The sequence below is a fragment of the Actinomycetospora atypica genome, from assembly GCF_042653685.1.
GTDB classification, from domain to species: domain Bacteria; phylum Actinomycetota; class Actinomycetes; order Mycobacteriales; family Pseudonocardiaceae; genus Actinomycetospora; species Actinomycetospora atypica.
On the sequence record NZ_JBHSIV010000005.1, the window covers coordinates 94454 to 108943 of the forward strand.

A 14490-nucleotide genomic window follows, 5' to 3' on the forward strand; every position below is an offset into this window, starting at 1 on the left:
CCTGCGCCCGCGTCCCTTCGGTCGATCACGGCATGCCGTTCGGCCACCGGGACCAGGGTGGTTCTTGAGCACTGTTCAGAACCAGCGGACGTTTACGCACACGGGTGTGAAGATGAACCGCATGGAGCTGTCGCTGCGACGTCTGCGGACCCTACGGGAGGTCGCCCGCGAGGGAGGCGTGAACGCCGCCGCGGCCACCCTGCACTTCTCGCCCTCGGCCGTGTCCCAGCAGCTCGAGGCCCTGGGCACCGAGGTGGGAGCGCCGGTGATCGAGCGCGTGGGGCGCGGCGTGCGGCTCACCGAGGTCGGGCGGGTCCTGATCGAGCACGCCGAGGTGCTGCTCGCCGCCGAGCAGCGCGCGTGCGCCGCGGTCGAGGAGGCCCGCCAGAGCCTGTCCGCGCGGCTCACGGTCGGGGTGTTCGCGGCCGCCGGGGCCGGGCTGCTGCCGGCCGTGATCGCCGACCTCGCGGCCCGCCACCCCGGGATCACCCTCGAGAGCACCGAGTCCGACGGCGAGGACGTCGTGGCCGACCTGCGCCACGGCCACCTCGACCTGGCGCTGCTGCTCGACTACCCCGACGCCCCCGAGCCCTGGAAGTCCGACCTGGCCGTCGTCCCGCTGGGGCAGGACCAGATCCACCTCGCCGCGCCCGCGGACTCGTCGTACGGGCCGCGGACCGAGCTGGCCGCGCTCGCCGACGAGGGCTGGATCCTCTCGGGGCCCGACACCTACTGGGGCCGGGCGGTCCGCACGGCGTGCCGCCGGGTGGGCTTCGAGCCGCACGTCCGGCACCGCGTCGACAGCTCGGCCACCGCCCTCGCGATGGTCGCGGCCGGGCTCGGCGTGACCCTCGTCAGCGACCTGGGCCGCGTGTTCTGCCCGGCCGACGGGGTGGCCGTCGTGCCGCTCGCGCGGCCGCTCACCCGCACGATCCTGCTCGCCCACCTCCCGCACACCGGCGAGCGCCCGACCGCGCGGGCCGTCCTGGACGCCTTCGTCCGGGCCGCCCCGGCGCAGGGGCTCGTCCCGGCCTGACGACGCTGGACGGTCGCGGCCCCGTCGGGCACGCTGCCGTCGTGACCGAACGGGACGAACCGGACCCCGCACCCGCGCCCGACGACGGCGTGGTCGCCGCCGTCCTCGACGCGGGCACGACGGACGCGGGCACCACGGTCGCGGTGGCCGGGAGCGTGGGGACGAACAGCAGTGTCGGCGTGGTCCGCAGCGTCGCCACCGGTGGCAGCGTCGCCGTGGCCGGGAGTGTCGCGACGGCCGGCAGCGTCGCCGTCGCCGGCAGCGTGGCGACCTCGGGCAGCGTCGCCGTCGCCGGGAGCGTGGCCACCGCCGGCAGCGTCGGGATCGTGGGCAGCGTGCTCACCGTCTTCGGCGTCGGGCTCCGCCGCTGCCTCGGCACCCTGGCGTGCGCGAACTGCATCCGGTGCGTGGGGTGCATCGCCTGCGCGGACTGCGTCGACTGTGTCGGCTGCATCGGGTGCGTCGGTCTGCGCGGCGCGGTGGGGCAGCGGGGCGTGCACGCCTGACCCTCCTCGCCCGCCCGGGTGCTCCGACGGTTCGGTCGCGACGAGGGGCCTGCTCCGGCCTCGTTGCGTGGCGCACACGGCGGGCCGACGTCGTGCGGGCCCACCACCGTGTTGTGGGGCGCAACGGGCCCACGGCGCGCCGCCAACTCGGCCGGCCGTGTGCGGGGCGCAACGGGCGCACGGCGGGTCGCCGACCCGGGCCCGGCGGTGGTGGACCTCCGGACCGGCGACCGGGACCCTGGAGGCCGTCGGGCCCGTGGGCGGGAGGAGGACCGGGTGGACGTGAAGCGGGACCTCCGACTGGGCGGGCGCCTGGCGGCGATGCACGCGGGCGGGCGGCTGCTCGCGCTGGCCGGCGACCCGGTCCTGCGGCTGATGTACCGGCCGTGGGCCGACGACCCGCACCGCCTCCACCACCGGCTGCGGGAGGGCCCGCAGCCGTACGCGAGCCGCAGCGGGGTGATGGTGGTGGCCACGGCCGACGCGTGCGCCCGGGTGGTGCGCGACCGTCGGTTCGGGGTCCGCACCCGGGCGGGCGGCACGCCGGGGGGAGCGGTCGACGGGGGCCGGGACCCGCTGCTCGAGCCCGTCGACCTCTCGGTGCTGGGCCTCGACCCGCCGGAGCACACCCGGCTGCGGCGCCTCGTGGCCCCGGCCTTCACCCCGGCGAGGATCGCGGCCCGCGAGGACCTGGCCGTGCGGGTGGCCGAGCGCCTCGTGGACGCCGCCGCCCGACAGGGCCGCTTCGACCTCGTCGCCGCCGTCGCGGTGCCCCTGCCGGTCGCGATCATCGCCGACATCCTCGGGGTGCCCGACGCGGACGCGGACGCCTTCGCCCACTGGGGCCGGGCGGTCGGGGCCGGCCTCGGCGGGGTCCGGTCCCTGCGCGCGCTGCACCGTCTCGACCGCGCGGTCGTCGAGCTGCGGGCCCTCATGGCGGACCTGCTGGCGCACCGGCGGAGTCCCGACGGCACCGTCCTCGACGTGCTCGCCGCCGGGGACGCCTCCCGGGACGAGGCGGTCAGCCTGGCGGTGCTCCTGCTGCTCGCGGGGTTCGAGACCACGAGCGGACTGATCGGGAACGGGATCGCCGCGATGCTGGGTCACGGCGACCCGTGGCGGCAGCTGGTGGACGACCCGGCGTCGGTGGCCGCGGGCGTCGTCGAGGAGACCCTGCGGTACGACCCTCCCGTCCAGTTCACGGCCCGGGTGCCGCACGTCGAGGTCGAGGTCGGCACCCGGACCCTGGCGCCGGACACCACCGTGCTCGCGATGCTGGGGGCGGCCGGACGCGACCCCGCCGTCCACGCCGACCCCGACACGTTCGACCCGCGCCGGGCGACCGCGGGGGAGCACCTCGCGTTCTCCGGCGGCGTCCACTACTGCCTCGGGGCGCCCCTGGCCCGCCTGGAGGCGCGGGCCGCCTTCGCCGCCCTGGCCACCCGGATACCCCGGCTCCGGCTGCTCCCGGGAGCCCGACGACGACGGTCCCTGCTGCTGAGCGAGTACGAGCGACTCCCGCTCGCCACCGGGTGACCGCGCGCCGTCCCCCGTTCGGGCCGTAGCGGCCGGCCACGCCGCGCGGATACTCGTCGAGGTGGAGTTCGTCCGGACGTTCGCGCAGGTCGGAGCGGGTGACGTCGCGCTCGCCGGTGGCAAGGGCGCCAACCTCGGCGAGCTGGTGGCGGCCGGGCTCCCGGTGCCGCCGGGGGTGGTGCTGACCACCGACGCGTACGCGGCGTTCGTGGCGGCCGCCGGCCTCGACGTCACCGCGCTCGCCGAGCAGGGTGACGAGGCGATCCACGCCGCGTTCCTCGCCGCACCGGTCCCAGACGCGGTCGCCGCGGAGGTCCGCGCCGCCTACGCCGAGCTGGGCGCGCCGCCGGTCGCGGTGCGCTCGTCGGCCACCGCCGAGGACCTCGCCGACGCCAGCTTCGCCGGCCAGCAGGAGACCTACCTCGACGTGCGGGGCGCCGACGCGCTGCTCGACGCGGTCGTCCGGTGCTGGGCCTCGCTGTGGACCGCGCGGGCCGTCGACTACCGCGACCGGCAGGGGATCGCGCCCGCGGACGTGCGGCTCGCGGTGGTGATCCAGACGATGGTCGACGCGGAGGCGTCCGGGGTCCTGTTCACCGCCGACCCGACGACGGGCCGCCGCGACCGGATCGTCGTGAGCGCCGCCTGGGGCCTGGGGGAGTCGGTGGTGGGCGGGCTGGTCGCGACCGACGAGTTCGTCGTCGACGCGGGGACGCTCACCGAGGTCGGCCGGACGATCGCCGACAAGGCCGAGATGACGGTGTCGACCGGCGGCGGCACCGCGCAGGTCGTCGTGCCCGGACAGCGGCGACGGGCGCCGGTGCTCGACGCGGCCGGGGTGTCGGAGCTCGCGGGCCTCGGTGCGCGCGCCCAGCAGCACTTCGGCGTCCCGCAGGATCTCGAGTGGGTCCGGGCGGACGGCGCGTTCGCGCTGGTGCAGTCGCGGCCGATCACGGCGCTGCCCCCACCGGCGGCCCCGCCGCCGGAGACCTGGCCGCTGCCGTACCCGGGCGGGCTCTACTTCCGCGCCAGCATCGTCGAGCAGATGCCGAGCCCGCTCACGCCGCTGTTCGCCGACCTGATCGACCCGGCGGTGACCGGCTCGATCCGCGACCTGCTCGCGCAGGCCTTCGGCCGGCCCGTCCCGGAGGGCGACCTGACCTTCCCGACGATCAACGGCTACGCGTACTACTTCTACCGGACCCGCGGCCTCCTGCGGATGACCCTCATGACCCCGCGGGCGATCCTCGCGCTGAACCGGCCGGAGACGCTCGGGGGCGTGCGCGGCTGGCGCGAGCGGGCCCACCCGGCCTACACGGCCGTCGTCGAGCACTGGAAGGCGGTCGACCTCGCCACCCTGTCGGCCGAGGAGCTGCTCGACGCGGTGACCGTGCTGCTGCGGGCGGGCACCACCTACTACACCGCCGTGCAGTCGGTCATCCCGCTCGCGGCGACCGCCGAGATCACCTTCAGCACCTTCTACGACCGCCTCGTCCGCCGCGCCGGCGACCCGCCGGCGAACGTGCTGCTGCTGGGGGAGGACAGCGAGCCGATCCGGGCCGAGCGGTCGCTGTGGGCGCTCTCGGTGCTGGCCCGCGAGACCGGGACCGACACCGAGGAGTGGCAGGCCCGCTTCCGCGAGCACCTCGACCGCTTCGGGCACGCCGTGTTCGACCTCGACTTCGCCGAACCCACCGCGGCCGACGACCCGGGCACCCTGCTCGACACCGTCCGGTTCCAGGCCTCCGGGCTGGGCACCGATCCCGACGTGCGCCAGCAGCGGCTCCGGGCCGAGCGCGACGCGCACGTCCGGAGGATGCGCGCCCGGCTCGACCCGGTCCGCCGCCGGGTGTTCGACGCGCTGCTCGCCCGCGCCCGCACGCTCGGGCCGGTCCGGGAGGACGCGCTGACCGACGTCGGGCTCGCGTGGCCGGTCATGCGCCGGATGCTGCGTGAGCTCGGCGGGCGCCTCCCGGTCGGTCCCGACGACGTCTTCTGGCTCACGGAGGCCGAGCTGCGCGCCGCGATCCGCGGGGAGACCGTCGACCCGCCGGTGGCCGACCGCCGGGCCCTGCGGCGTGGCCGGGCGCTCGTCTCCCCGCCGCAGATGCTGCCGCGGTCGCGGTGGGCCGAGAGGGTGATCGGCCCGTTCATGCCCGGCGCGGTGAGTCCGGCGGGGCAGGAGCTGACCGGGCGGGCCGGCTCGTCGGGCACGGCGACGGGGGTGGCGCGCGTGCTGCGGGGGCAGGAGGACTTCGGTGCGATGCAGCCCGGCGAGGTGCTGGTCGCGCGGATGACGACGCCCGCGTGGACGCCGCTGTTCGCCCGGGCCGCCGCCGTGGTCACCGACATCGGCGGCCCGCTGAGCCACAGCTCGATCGTGGCCCGCGAGTACGGCATCCCGGCGGTGCTCGGCACGGGCTCGGCCACCGAGCGGATCCGGACCGGCGACCGGGTGCGCGTCGACGGCGACGCGGGCACGGTCGTCGTCCTCCAGGAAATTTTCTCCGACCCTGTCGAAAGCCGGCGACGCGGTTCGTCGTAGGGGTGAGGGAGCGGAACGAGCCGCCCCCCGCCACACCCCGGAGGTTCCGATGACCATCACCGCGCCGACCACCCCCACCGACGTCACCACCGCCCCGGGCCTGGGCTCGATGCTCCTGCACGGCGCCGCCGCCTCCGTCCTCGCGGCGGCCGCCACCTCCGCCGTGGCCGCGGCCGGGGTGGCCGTCGGCATCGGCACCGACGTCGCCGGGGCGCCGATCCCGGTGTCGGGCTTCGCCGTCCTCACCCTGATCTTCGCGGCTCTCGGGCTGGTCATCGCCACGGCGCTGCGCCGGTTCGCCCGCCACCCGCGCACGGCGTGGCTGCGCACCACGGTCGCACTGACCGTGCTGTCCTTCGTGCCGGACGTGCTCGTCGACGCCACGATCGCGACGAAGGCGCTGCTGATCCTCACCCACGTCGTCGCCGCGGCCATCGTCATCCCGGCCGTCGCCCGCCGGCTGGTCTGAGCCGCACCCCGAGACGAGGAGCACCGCCGTGCACTACCTGCTGAGCGTCGAGCTCGACCAGAGCGAGGGCCCGCCGTCGGAGGAGGAGCTGGAGCGCTCCTTCTCCCGGGTGGGGCCGGTCAACGACCGGATGAAGGAGCAGGGGGTCTGGGTGTTCGCCGGGGGCCTGCTGCCCTACGACAGCGCCACCGTCGTCCGCGTGGAGAACGGCAGCACGACCATGACGGACGGGCCGTTCGTCGAGACCAAGGAGCAGCTCGCCGGGTTCTGGGTCATCGAGGTCGACGACCTCGACGCGGCCCTGGCCTGGGCCGTGACGTGCGCGGAGGCCTGCGAGACGCCGATCGAGGTCCGCCCCTTCGACGGGCTCGCCTGAGCCGCTCCATGGACCTCACGGACGTCTACCGCGCCGAGTACGGCCGCTGCGTGGCCACGCTGACCCGCCTGCTCGGCGACATCGGGCTCGCCGAGGAGGCCGTGCAGGACGCGTTCGCGGTGGCGATGACGAAGTGGGAGGCAGGTGGGCTCCCGCCCAACCCCGGCGCCTGGATCGTCACCACCGCCCGCAACCGGGCGATCGACCGCCTGCGCCGCGAGTCGACCCGCGAGGCCCGCCACGCGCAGGCCCTGCTGCTGCAGACCCCCGACGAGCCGGACGAGGAGGTGGGACCGGTGCGCGACGACCAGCTGCGCCTGATCTTCACCTGCTGCCACCCGGCCCTCTCCCCGCTCGCCCAGACCGCGCTCACCCTGCGACTGCTCGGCGGGCTGGAGGTGCCCGAGATCGCCCGGGCCTTCGTCGTGCCGGAGGCGACGATCTCGCAGCGCATCGTGCGGGCGAAGAAGAAGATCCGCGATGCGCGCATCCCGTACCGGGTGCCCGGGGAGGCGGAGCTGCCCGACCGGCTGCCGCCGGTGCTGACCGTGATCTACCTGATCTTCAACGAGGGCTACGCGGCGACGACGGGCCCGCTGCTGCGCACCGATCTCACCGCCGAGGCCGTGCGGCTGGCGCGGGCCCTCGCCGACCTGATGCCCGACGAGCCGGAGGTGCTCGGCCTGCTGGCCCTGCTGCTGCTCGTCGAGGCGCGGCGCCCGGCGCGGGTGGGGCCGGCGGGGGAGCTGGTGACCCTCACCGAGCAGGACCGCACGCTGTGGGACCGGGAGCTCATCGCCGAGGGCCACGAGCTCGTCCGCCGGTGCCTGCGCCGCGACCGACCCGGTCCGTACCAGATCCAGGCCGCGATCAACGCCGTGCACACCGACGGCGAGGCGACCGACTGGGCGCAGGTGCTCGCGCTCTACGACCAGCTCCTGCGCGTCACCCCGACCCCGATCGTTGCGCTCAACCGGGCCGTCGCGCTCGCCGAGGTGCACGGGCCGGCCGCCGCGCTCGCGGTGGTCGAGGAGCTCGACATCCCGGGCTACCACCTGCTGCCGGCCACCCGCGCCGAGCTGCTGGTCCGGCTGGGCCGTCCCGACAAGGCCCGGGAGGCCTACGACGAGGCCCTCGCCCTGGCGGGCAACGACACCGAACGGGCCTTCCTGCGTGATCGTCGGGCAGGCCTCGGGGCCTGAGCTGACCTAGAGTCCCCGGAGTGCTGCAGGGAGTCCGCGACCGGCCGGTGACCTGGGTACAGGCCCTGATCCGGCAGTGGGAACGGGTGCCGATCCGGGTCCAGGCGCGGATCACGATCGCGCTGCCGCTGGTCGCGGTGATCATCTCCGCGCTGCTGGCGATCTCGGGCAACTCCGAGCGCGTCGCGATCGAGACCGACATCCAGCGCAAGTTCGAGGTCAGCGCCGCACTCGGTGGGCTGTCGTCGCTGATGGTCAACGCCGAGACCGGCATGCGGGGCTACCTGCTGACGGGGCAGGCCGAGTTCCTCGAGCCGTTCGACCAGGCGTCCCGCGAGCTGGCGCCGGCGGTGGCGTCCCTGCGTGGTCTCGCCTCGGCGGAGCCGGGGGAGGGGCCCCGGACCGACATCCTCGGGCGCCTCGGGGACGTGGAGGACCTGTCCGCGCGGCAGATGGCCGACCTGTCGTTCCAGCGCGCGGCCGTCGCGTCCGGCCTCGCCGTCACCGACCCCGAGCTGCGTCGACACCTCGAGTACGGCAAGCAGCTGATGGACCGGATCCGCGCGGAGGTCGGCGCGATGCAGGCGGAGGAGCGGGAGCTCCTCGACGCGCGTATCGCCGAGATCAACGCCATCCGGGTCCGCGACTACGTGTCGGTCGGGCTCGCCCTGGTCGCCGCGCTGGCCACCCGCTTCCTGGCGTGGTTCCTGTTCCGCCGCGGCATCCTGCGGCGGGTCGACCGGCTCACCGAGAACCTGCGGGACCGCCGCAACGGGTCGCCGACGCCGATGGAAGCGCCGACCAAGAGGGACCAGATGGGGCAGCTCGAGCGCGAGGTGCACCTGCTCGACCGATGAGCGGGCTATCCACCGCCGGTCGGGGAGGCGCGGACCAGGAGCGCGCCGACCCACGTCGTCCAGCTGATCGGGGTGGTGGCGATGCTCTGGTGCACCACGACGAGGCCGACCTGCGTGGCCGCGGGATCGCGCAGCGGCGCGGCGAACGACGGCCCCTCGAGCAGGCTCTCCACCATCGCCGCGGTCAGTCCCCGCGGCACGTCCACGTCGGGATCGAGCATGTCGCCCAGGTCGAGGTCGAAGCAGGCCAGCCGGTCGTGGACCACCTCGACGCCGAGGCCCCGCACGGCCCGGGCCCGCTCGTCGGCGGCCGGCGGGGGGTCCCACAGCTCGTCGGGGTCGTCGCGGCGCAGCCAGTCCCGGAGCTGCTCCGAGTACTCGTGGCGGACCCCCGGATGCTCCTGCAGCGGGGGTGCCTCGCTCAGGACCCGCTCGTCGTTCACCAGCTCGAGCATGTCGCGCTCGACGTAGAACGCCTCGATCAGCATGGCGGCCGGCTCCCCCCGGGACCGCACGTCGCGGTCGCCTCTCGCCAGCGTAGGAGCCCCGGGGGCGGGACCGGGACCTGTTTCCTCGCCCCGCAGAGGCCGTGGACGTGACGAACGGGCCGATGGTCTCCCATCGGCCCGTTCGCTTCGTGCGGGTGGTGCGGGGTCAGGTGCGCCGGCGGATCGGGAGGCCGACGCCTCCGATGATCACGGCTCCACGCTCCAGGTCGAGGACGGCACTCTCGGCGCCGCCCGTCAACAGCGGGAGGAGGGCCTCAATGTCACGGACGTCCGCGACGGCCACCACTTCCTGGGCGCCGTCGTCCAACAGGACCGACAACTGGAAAGTGCCGGGCACGCCGTCGCCATTGTCCTGCCAGCGGGCGTGCAACTGCGTGATCTGACGGACCGGAAGTGTTTCCGCGGTGGTCATGTCGATTCCTCGTCAGAGGGCTGCACGACTACTTCAATCCGCGCAGCAGGAGAACCTCACGCTGGGTGTCCCAGTAGAAGCTCCGGCCGGCGACGAACTGCGCCACCAGTGTCTTGGTCGCCTCGGCGGACGGCCGGATGACGGCCTCGGCCGCACCGTCGTCGAGGATGAGCTGCAGGGAGAACTTGCCGCTCTCGCCGTCGCCCTGCTCGCTCCAGTTGGCGTGCAGGTCGGTGACCTGACGGACGGCGACGGGGTTCTGCTCGGTGCTGGTCATGCTGCTCCTCGGGAGATCTCGCTGGTCAGCGGCTGGCTGCGGCGGCCGCGGCGGCGGCCTGCGGGGCGTTGAAGGCGACCCGCCCGAAGATCAGGACCCGGTTCTCGCTGTCGAAGAAGAGGTCCTTGGTCAGGGCGAGCAGCTGCAGCACCACGAAGCTGTCCTCGGCCGGCGGCCGGATGACCGCCTCGGCGGCGCCGTCGTCGAGGATGAGCTGGAACGAGAACTTGCCCTCGTTGCCGTCGCCCTGCGCGCTCCAGTTGGAGTGCACGTCGGTGACCTGGCGTACCGCGAAATTGTCCTGGACATCGGCCATCGAATGGCCTCCCTGGAGTGTGGAGTTCGGGGCACCGGCCGTGGAATCGACCCGGTGCATCCTGCGATGCCACGGGATAGACCGTGTGTCGACGATCCAAGCGTAGGAATTCCTCGAATTTCGGCCCGACGACCTGGGTTTGCGACCGGCCGAACAGGACCGCAGCGGGTCATGGTCCGGCGCGGCTGGTGTAGGTGTGTCCGGTGGGGGTGGTGGCCTCGACGGTGTGGGGGTGGTCGCCGAGTCCGTCGTGGATCACCCGGTGGTGCCAGCCGGGCATCTCCTTGGTGTTGTTGTGGCGCACGCAGTTCCCGCGGCCGCCGGAGAGGCTGGTCGGTCCGCCGGCGCGGCGGGGGCGGATGTGGTCGCGGTGCCGGATGGGGGCGTCGCAGTAGGGCTCCCGGCAGCGTCCGTGGTCCCGGATGTCGATCAGCTTGGCGAGGAGCCCGTCGAAGAACCGTTGCTTGGACTCGCCGCCGACGATGCACCCGGTCTTGGGGTGGGCGAACAGCCGCCGCCACCACGTCTTGGCGGTGGTGGTGGCCAGGATGTCGGCGATGATGTCGCCCGGGAGCGGCCCGTGCCCGACCAGCTCGCCCGGGGTGTCGCTGTCGGGGTCGAGCAGGGCGTCGATCGGCAGGACGATCTCCAGCTCGACGGTCACGTCGGTCGCGGTCTTCTGGCCGGTGATCCGTTCGACGAGGGTGTCGGCGACGATCTGGTCCCGGGTCCGGTCCCCGGCCTCACCGGTGGCGATCAGGGAGTCGGCGTGCTGGCGCAGCGCGGCGATGCACGCGACGCCCTGCTCGACGGGAAGCAGCCCGGACAGCACGCTCATGGTGTCCGGGGCGGGGCGCAGGGTGACGCGGCGGTCTTTGCGGGCGGTCCGCCCACGGTTCACGTATCCGGCGCGGTCGACCTCGTAGGCGGTCTTCTTGACCGTCTCCTCGGCCTCCCGGCGCCCCTGGTCCTCGAGCCCGGCCCCGGCGAGCTGTTTGTCGACCAGGCGGCGCTGTTCGGGTTCGAGGTGGCTGGTCTGGGCGACGACGTGTTCGGCGAGCTGTTCGCTGATCCGCCCCGCCACCAACAACCCCCGGACCGCAGGCAGGTCCTCGGCCAGCACCCGCGCGACCCCCAACCGGCGGGACCCGACGTGGGGAGAGACGTGCGCGGCCAATCCGATCTGGTCACCGATACCTCGCCCCACCGCGCGCGGGTCCAGTTGTCCGGCGGCGACCTGGGCGGCCTGGAGTTCGACCTGGCTGCGGGCGAAGGTGACCATGGCGGTGTGCTGGGCGGCGGCGACGGCGCCGCGGAGGCGTTCCAGGGTGGCGATCTGGTCGACGAGGGCGACGCCGCCGTCAGCAATCGGGTCGGTGGGGAGGTCGGCGAGTTCGCCGAGGCGCGCGAGGAGAGCGGTCAGCTCGTCGCTGGCCGCCTCACCCACCGCACCGTTCGAACGCATGTTCGAAGGATAGCGGGACCCTCCGACAGTCACGGTCGGAACGAGCAGGCCGGCGGCGGCCGTCGTCGGGACGGCATGTCCGCGATGGCACATCGCTGACATCCGACGTCAGCGACGTGCCATCGCTGACACCCGGAGCCCCGAGAAATGAGCTGCCGGACGACCGACCCGTCGCTAGCGTGCCCGGGGTGTCGATCCAGGCGATGAGGCTCCGCAGCCGCCGCTGACGGCGGCGGCCCTCTCGATCCAGCTCCGCCGTCCCGGCCTCCGCCGGGCGGCCCCTCGTGCTGCCCGGCTCCGATCCGAGAACCTCGCGGAGCCCCTGGTGCACACCACCCGTCCCACCCACCTGCGCGCCGACCACGTCACCGTCACCCTCGGGGGCCGGCGCGTCCTCGACGACGTGTCCCTCACGGTCTCGGCGCGCTCGCGTCTCGCCGTCGTCGGGGAGAACGGTCGCGGCAAGACCACCCTCCTGCACGTCCTCGCCGGTCGCCTGGTCCCCGACGGAGGCAGCGTGACGCGCAGCGGCACCGTCGGCCTCGCGGAGCAGGCCCTCGACCCGACGGCCTCCTCCACGGTCGGCACCCTCACCGACGAGGCGGTCGGGCCGGCCCGTGCGGCCCTGGCGGACCTCGCGAGCGCCACGATCCCCTTCGACGAGGACCGCTACGCCGACGCCCTCGACCGCGCGGTCCGTCTCGACGCCTGGGACGCGGAGCGGCGCGTCGACCTCGCCCTGGACGCCCTGGGCGCCTGCACCGACCGGGAGCGCCCGCTCGTCACGCTCTCGGTCGGGCAGCGCTACCGCGTCCGCCTCGCCTGCCTGCTCGGGGCCCGGCACGACGTCCTGCTGCTCGACGAACCCACCAACCACCTCGACGCGGACGGTCTCGCGTTCCTCACCGACCGGCTCCGCGAGCGGGACGGGGCCTTCGCACTGGTCAGCCACGACCGGGCGCTGCTCCGCGCGGTCGTCGACGAGTTCGTCGACCTCGACCCCACCCGCGACGGCCGCCCGCTCACCGCGGCCGGCGGCTACGAGGAATGGCGGACCGCCCGGCGGCGCGCCCGCGAGCGGTGGGAGGCCGAACACGCCGACCAGCAGGTCGAGCACCGACGCCTCGCCGAGGCGGTCGAGCAGGCGCAGACCCGCCTGAGCACCGGGTGGCGTCCGGACAAGGGGACGGGGAAGCACCAGCGCCAGTCGCGCGCCCCCGGGGCGGTGCAGTCCCTGCGCCGGCACCAGGAGGCGCTCGAGGCCCATCGCGTCGACGTCCCCGAACCGCCGCCGTCCCTGCGGTGGCCGGCGCTGCCCTCGTCGTCGGGAACCGTCGTCGACCTCGAGGGCGCGGCACTGCCCGGCCGACTCCGCCGGTCGGTCACGCGTCGGCTCGCCGGGGGCGACCGCCTGCTGGTCACCGGCCCGAACGGCGCGGGAAAGTCGACCCTGCTCGCCCTGGTGGCGGGGGAGGAGGTCCCGACGACGGGGGTGGTGCGGACGCGCGGTCGGGTCGGGTTCCTCGCGCAGGAGGCCCCGGCGTGGCCGTGCGGCGTGCCGGCCGCCCGGCTCTACGAGCACCGGGCCGGTCCCGACGCGGTGCCGCTGTCGGCGACCGGCCTGCTCGACGCGGAGGCGCGACGCACGGCGGTGGACCGGTTGTCGCAGGGCCAGCGTCGACGCCTGCACCTGGCCCTGGTCCTCGCGGCGCGTCCGGAGCTGCTCGTGCTCGACGAGCCGACCAACCACCTGTCGGCCGGGCTGGTCGACGAGCTCACGGCGGCTCTGCGGGTGACCCCGGCGGCCGTCGTCGTCGCCACGCACGACCGGCAGCTGCTCGCCGACCTCGCGGACTGGCCCCGGCTGGACCTGGGGGTCGGCAGCGACCCCCAGGTCCCGGGCGGCGCTCATGCCGTGCGGTGACGCATCGCCCCCGATCGCCCCGCGAGCTCGTCGGTCGGGGGGAAGGAGACCCCCGTCAGCTCCTGGGAGACGTGCCAGACGCGCTGGGCGAACTCCTCGCTGCGCAGGCGCGAGTAGAGCTTCTGCTCCGCGGGGGCGCCGCCCAGGTGCCCGAGCCCGCCCGGGCCGTAGAACCGGCCGCCGGCGTCGGGGGCCGTCGCCGCGAGCAGGGCCGGGAGCGCGGCGCTGTCGGGGGTGCCGACGACGAGCCCGCGGGCCGACAGGGCGCCGATGAGCCCCCGGCCCCGGGTCTGCCGCTCGCGCCCGACCTCGGGGCGCGGGGCGAGCAGGCTCGTCGGCGCGACCCCCGGGTGCGAGAGGGCGCTGGTGATGCCCCAGCCGCCGGCGCGGCTGCGCCGGGCGAGCTCGAGGCCGAAGAGCCCGAACGCGATCTTCGACTGGCTGTAGGCCCCCATGCCGGAGTAGGAGCGCTCCCAGTTCAGGTCGTCCCAGTTCATCTGCCCCGAGTTCGCGGCGACGCTGAGCTGGGAGACGACCCGGGCGCGGCCGGCGCGCAGCAGCGGCAGCAGGTGCGCGACGAGGGCGACGTGGCCGAGGTGGTTGGTGCCCCACTGGAGCTCGAACCCGTCCGCGGTGGTCTGGCGCTCAGGGGGCGTCATGACCCCGGCGTTGTCGATCAGGAGGTGGATCGGGCGGTTCTCCTCGCGCAGGGTCGCGCCGAGGGCGGCGACGGAGCCGAGCGAGGACAGGTCGAGCGCGCGGAGCGAGACCGTCGCGGCGGGCGCCTGGTCGTGGATGTGGGCGATCGCGGTCTCGCCCTTGCGCTGGTTGCGCACGGGGAGGACGACCTCGGCGCCCGCGGCGGCGAGCCGGGTCGCGATGCCGAGACCGATGCCGTCACTGGCTCCGGTGACGACGGCGCGCCTCCCCGAGAGGTCGGGGAGGGTGAGGTCGGGACGGGTGCGTGCCATGGGAGGACTCCGGGGTTCGTCGGTGGATCACTCGGTGTGCCACCGACGGTGGTCCCTGCGGGGCCGGTCAGCCACGGCCCGTCGATCCG

Annotated in this window: 15 protein-coding genes; 9 read left to right on the forward strand and 6 right to left on the reverse strand. The window is 74.9% G+C overall.

Features of this window, described 5'->3' with window-relative positions:
- Nucleotides 1-112: 112 nt before the first annotated feature.
- The 8 genes from ACFPBZ_RS06380 to ACFPBZ_RS06415 all read left to right on the forward strand — a co-directional run bounded on the left by ACFPBZ_RS06380 (nt 113) and on the right by ACFPBZ_RS06415 (nt 8527).
- Nucleotides 113-1036: a LysR family transcriptional regulator gene (locus ACFPBZ_RS06380; protein WP_378035179.1), complete on the forward strand. Its 924-nt coding sequence runs from the start codon at nt 113-115 to the stop codon at nt 1034-1036.
- 41 nt (nt 1037-1077) lie between these two features.
- Nucleotides 1078-1542: a hypothetical protein gene (locus ACFPBZ_RS06385; protein ID WP_378035180.1), complete on the forward strand. Its 465-nt coding sequence runs from the start codon at nt 1078-1080 to the stop codon at nt 1540-1542.
- A 276-nt stretch (nt 1543-1818) separates the two neighbouring features.
- Nucleotides 1819-3078 (forward strand): cytochrome P450, encoded by a 1260-nt coding sequence (locus ACFPBZ_RS06390; protein ID WP_378035181.1) that lies wholly within the window; start codon nt 1819-1821, stop codon nt 3076-3078.
- A gap of 61 nt (nt 3079-3139) precedes the next feature.
- Complete coding sequence (locus tag ACFPBZ_RS06395; protein ID WP_378035182.1) at nt 3140-5623, forward strand: PEP/pyruvate-binding domain-containing protein; 2484 nt, start codon at nt 3140-3142, stop codon at nt 5621-5623.
- Nucleotides 5624-5672: 49 nt separating this feature from the next.
- Nucleotides 5673-6092 (forward strand): DUF6069 family protein, encoded by a 420-nt coding sequence (locus tag ACFPBZ_RS06400; protein ID WP_378035183.1) that lies wholly within the window; start codon nt 5673-5675, stop codon nt 6090-6092.
- A gap of 28 nt (nt 6093-6120) precedes the next feature.
- Nucleotides 6121-6468: a YciI family protein gene (locus ACFPBZ_RS06405; RefSeq protein WP_378035184.1), complete on the forward strand. Its 348-nt coding sequence runs from the start codon at nt 6121-6123 to the stop codon at nt 6466-6468.
- A gap of 8 nt (nt 6469-6476) precedes the next feature.
- Nucleotides 6477-7670, forward strand: coding sequence for an RNA polymerase sigma factor (locus ACFPBZ_RS06410; RefSeq protein WP_378035185.1), 1194 nt, complete (start codon nt 6477-6479; stop codon nt 7668-7670).
- A gap of 20 nt (nt 7671-7690) precedes the next feature.
- Nucleotides 7691-8527, forward strand: coding sequence for a CHASE3 domain-containing protein (locus ACFPBZ_RS06415; RefSeq protein WP_378035186.1), 837 nt, complete (start codon nt 7691-7693; stop codon nt 8525-8527).
- A gap of 5 nt (nt 8528-8532) precedes the next feature.
- Here the strand turns inward: ACFPBZ_RS06415 and ACFPBZ_RS06420 are convergent, their stop codons facing one another.
- From ACFPBZ_RS06420 to ACFPBZ_RS06440, 5 genes are all read right to left on the reverse strand, one after another.
- On the reverse strand, nt 8533-9015 hold the full coding sequence (locus tag ACFPBZ_RS06420) for a hypothetical protein (protein ID WP_378035187.1): 483 nt from the start codon (nt 9013-9015) through the stop codon (nt 8533-8535).
- Nucleotides 9016-9181: 166 nt separating this feature from the next.
- Nucleotides 9182-9448: a hypothetical protein gene (locus ACFPBZ_RS06425; RefSeq protein ID WP_378035188.1), complete on the reverse strand. Its 267-nt coding sequence runs from the start codon at nt 9446-9448 to the stop codon at nt 9182-9184.
- Nucleotides 9449-9476: 28 nt separating this feature from the next.
- Nucleotides 9477-9725, reverse strand: coding sequence for a hypothetical protein (locus ACFPBZ_RS06430; RefSeq protein WP_378035189.1), 249 nt, complete (start codon nt 9723-9725; stop codon nt 9477-9479).
- Between the two features lie 25 nt (nt 9726-9750).
- Nucleotides 9751-10041 carry a hypothetical protein gene (locus ACFPBZ_RS06435; RefSeq protein ID WP_378035190.1) on the reverse strand — a complete coding sequence of 97 codons (291 nt, stop codon included), beginning with the start codon at nt 10039-10041 and terminating at the stop codon, nt 9751-9753.
- A gap of 169 nt (nt 10042-10210) precedes the next feature.
- Nucleotides 10211-11506 carry a DUF222 domain-containing protein gene (locus ACFPBZ_RS06440; RefSeq protein WP_378035191.1) on the reverse strand — a complete coding sequence of 432 codons (1296 nt, stop codon included), beginning with the start codon at nt 11504-11506 and terminating at the stop codon, nt 10211-10213.
- 325 nt (nt 11507-11831) lie between these two features.
- Here ACFPBZ_RS06440 and ACFPBZ_RS06445 point away from each other — a divergent pair, with 325 nt between their 5' ends.
- On the forward strand, nt 11832-13430 hold the full coding sequence (locus tag ACFPBZ_RS06445; RefSeq protein WP_378035192.1) for an ABC-F family ATP-binding cassette domain-containing protein: 1599 nt from the start codon (nt 11832-11834) through the stop codon (nt 13428-13430).
- Here ACFPBZ_RS06445 and ACFPBZ_RS06450 read toward each other — a convergent pair.
- On the reverse strand, nt 13415-14401 hold the full coding sequence (locus ACFPBZ_RS06450) for an SDR family oxidoreductase (protein WP_378035193.1): 987 nt from the start codon (nt 14399-14401) through the stop codon (nt 13415-13417). The two genes, ACFPBZ_RS06445 and ACFPBZ_RS06450, sit on opposite strands and share 16 nt — an antisense overlap.
- Nucleotides 14402-14490: the final 89 nt, after the last annotated feature.

What these genes read in the sequence shown, in the direction of transcription:
- ACFPBZ_RS06380 (WP_378035179.1), top strand. Translation starts at nt 113, where the DNA reads ATGAACCGCATGGAGCTGTCGCTGCGACGTCTGCGGACCCTACGGGAG.
- ACFPBZ_RS06400 (WP_378035183.1), top strand. Translation starts at nt 5,673, where the DNA reads ATGACCATCACCGCGCCGACCACCCCCACCGACGTCACCACCGCCCCG.
- ACFPBZ_RS06410 (WP_378035185.1), top strand. Translation starts at nt 6,477, where the DNA reads ATGGACCTCACGGACGTCTACCGCGCCGAGTACGGCCGCTGCGTGGCC.
- ACFPBZ_RS06420 (WP_378035187.1), bottom strand. Translation starts at nt 9,015, where the DNA reads ATGCTGATCGAGGCGTTCTACGTCGAGCGCGACATGCTCGAGCTGGTG.
- ACFPBZ_RS06425 (WP_378035188.1), bottom strand. Translation starts at nt 9,448, where the DNA reads ATGACCACCGCGGAAACACTTCCGGTCCGTCAGATCACGCAGTTGCAC.
- ACFPBZ_RS06430 (WP_378035189.1), bottom strand. Translation starts at nt 9,725, where the DNA reads ATGACCAGCACCGAGCAGAACCCCGTCGCCGTCCGTCAGGTCACCGAC.
- ACFPBZ_RS06435 (WP_378035190.1), bottom strand. Translation starts at nt 10,041, where the DNA reads ATGGCCGATGTCCAGGACAATTTCGCGGTACGCCAGGTCACCGACGTG.
- ACFPBZ_RS06440 (WP_378035191.1), bottom strand. Translation starts at nt 11,506, where the DNA reads ATGCGTTCGAACGGTGCGGTGGGTGAGGCGGCCAGCGACGAGCTGACC.
- ACFPBZ_RS06450 (WP_378035193.1), bottom strand. Translation starts at nt 14,401, where the DNA reads ATGGCACGCACCCGTCCCGACCTCACCCTCCCCGACCTCTCGGGGAGG.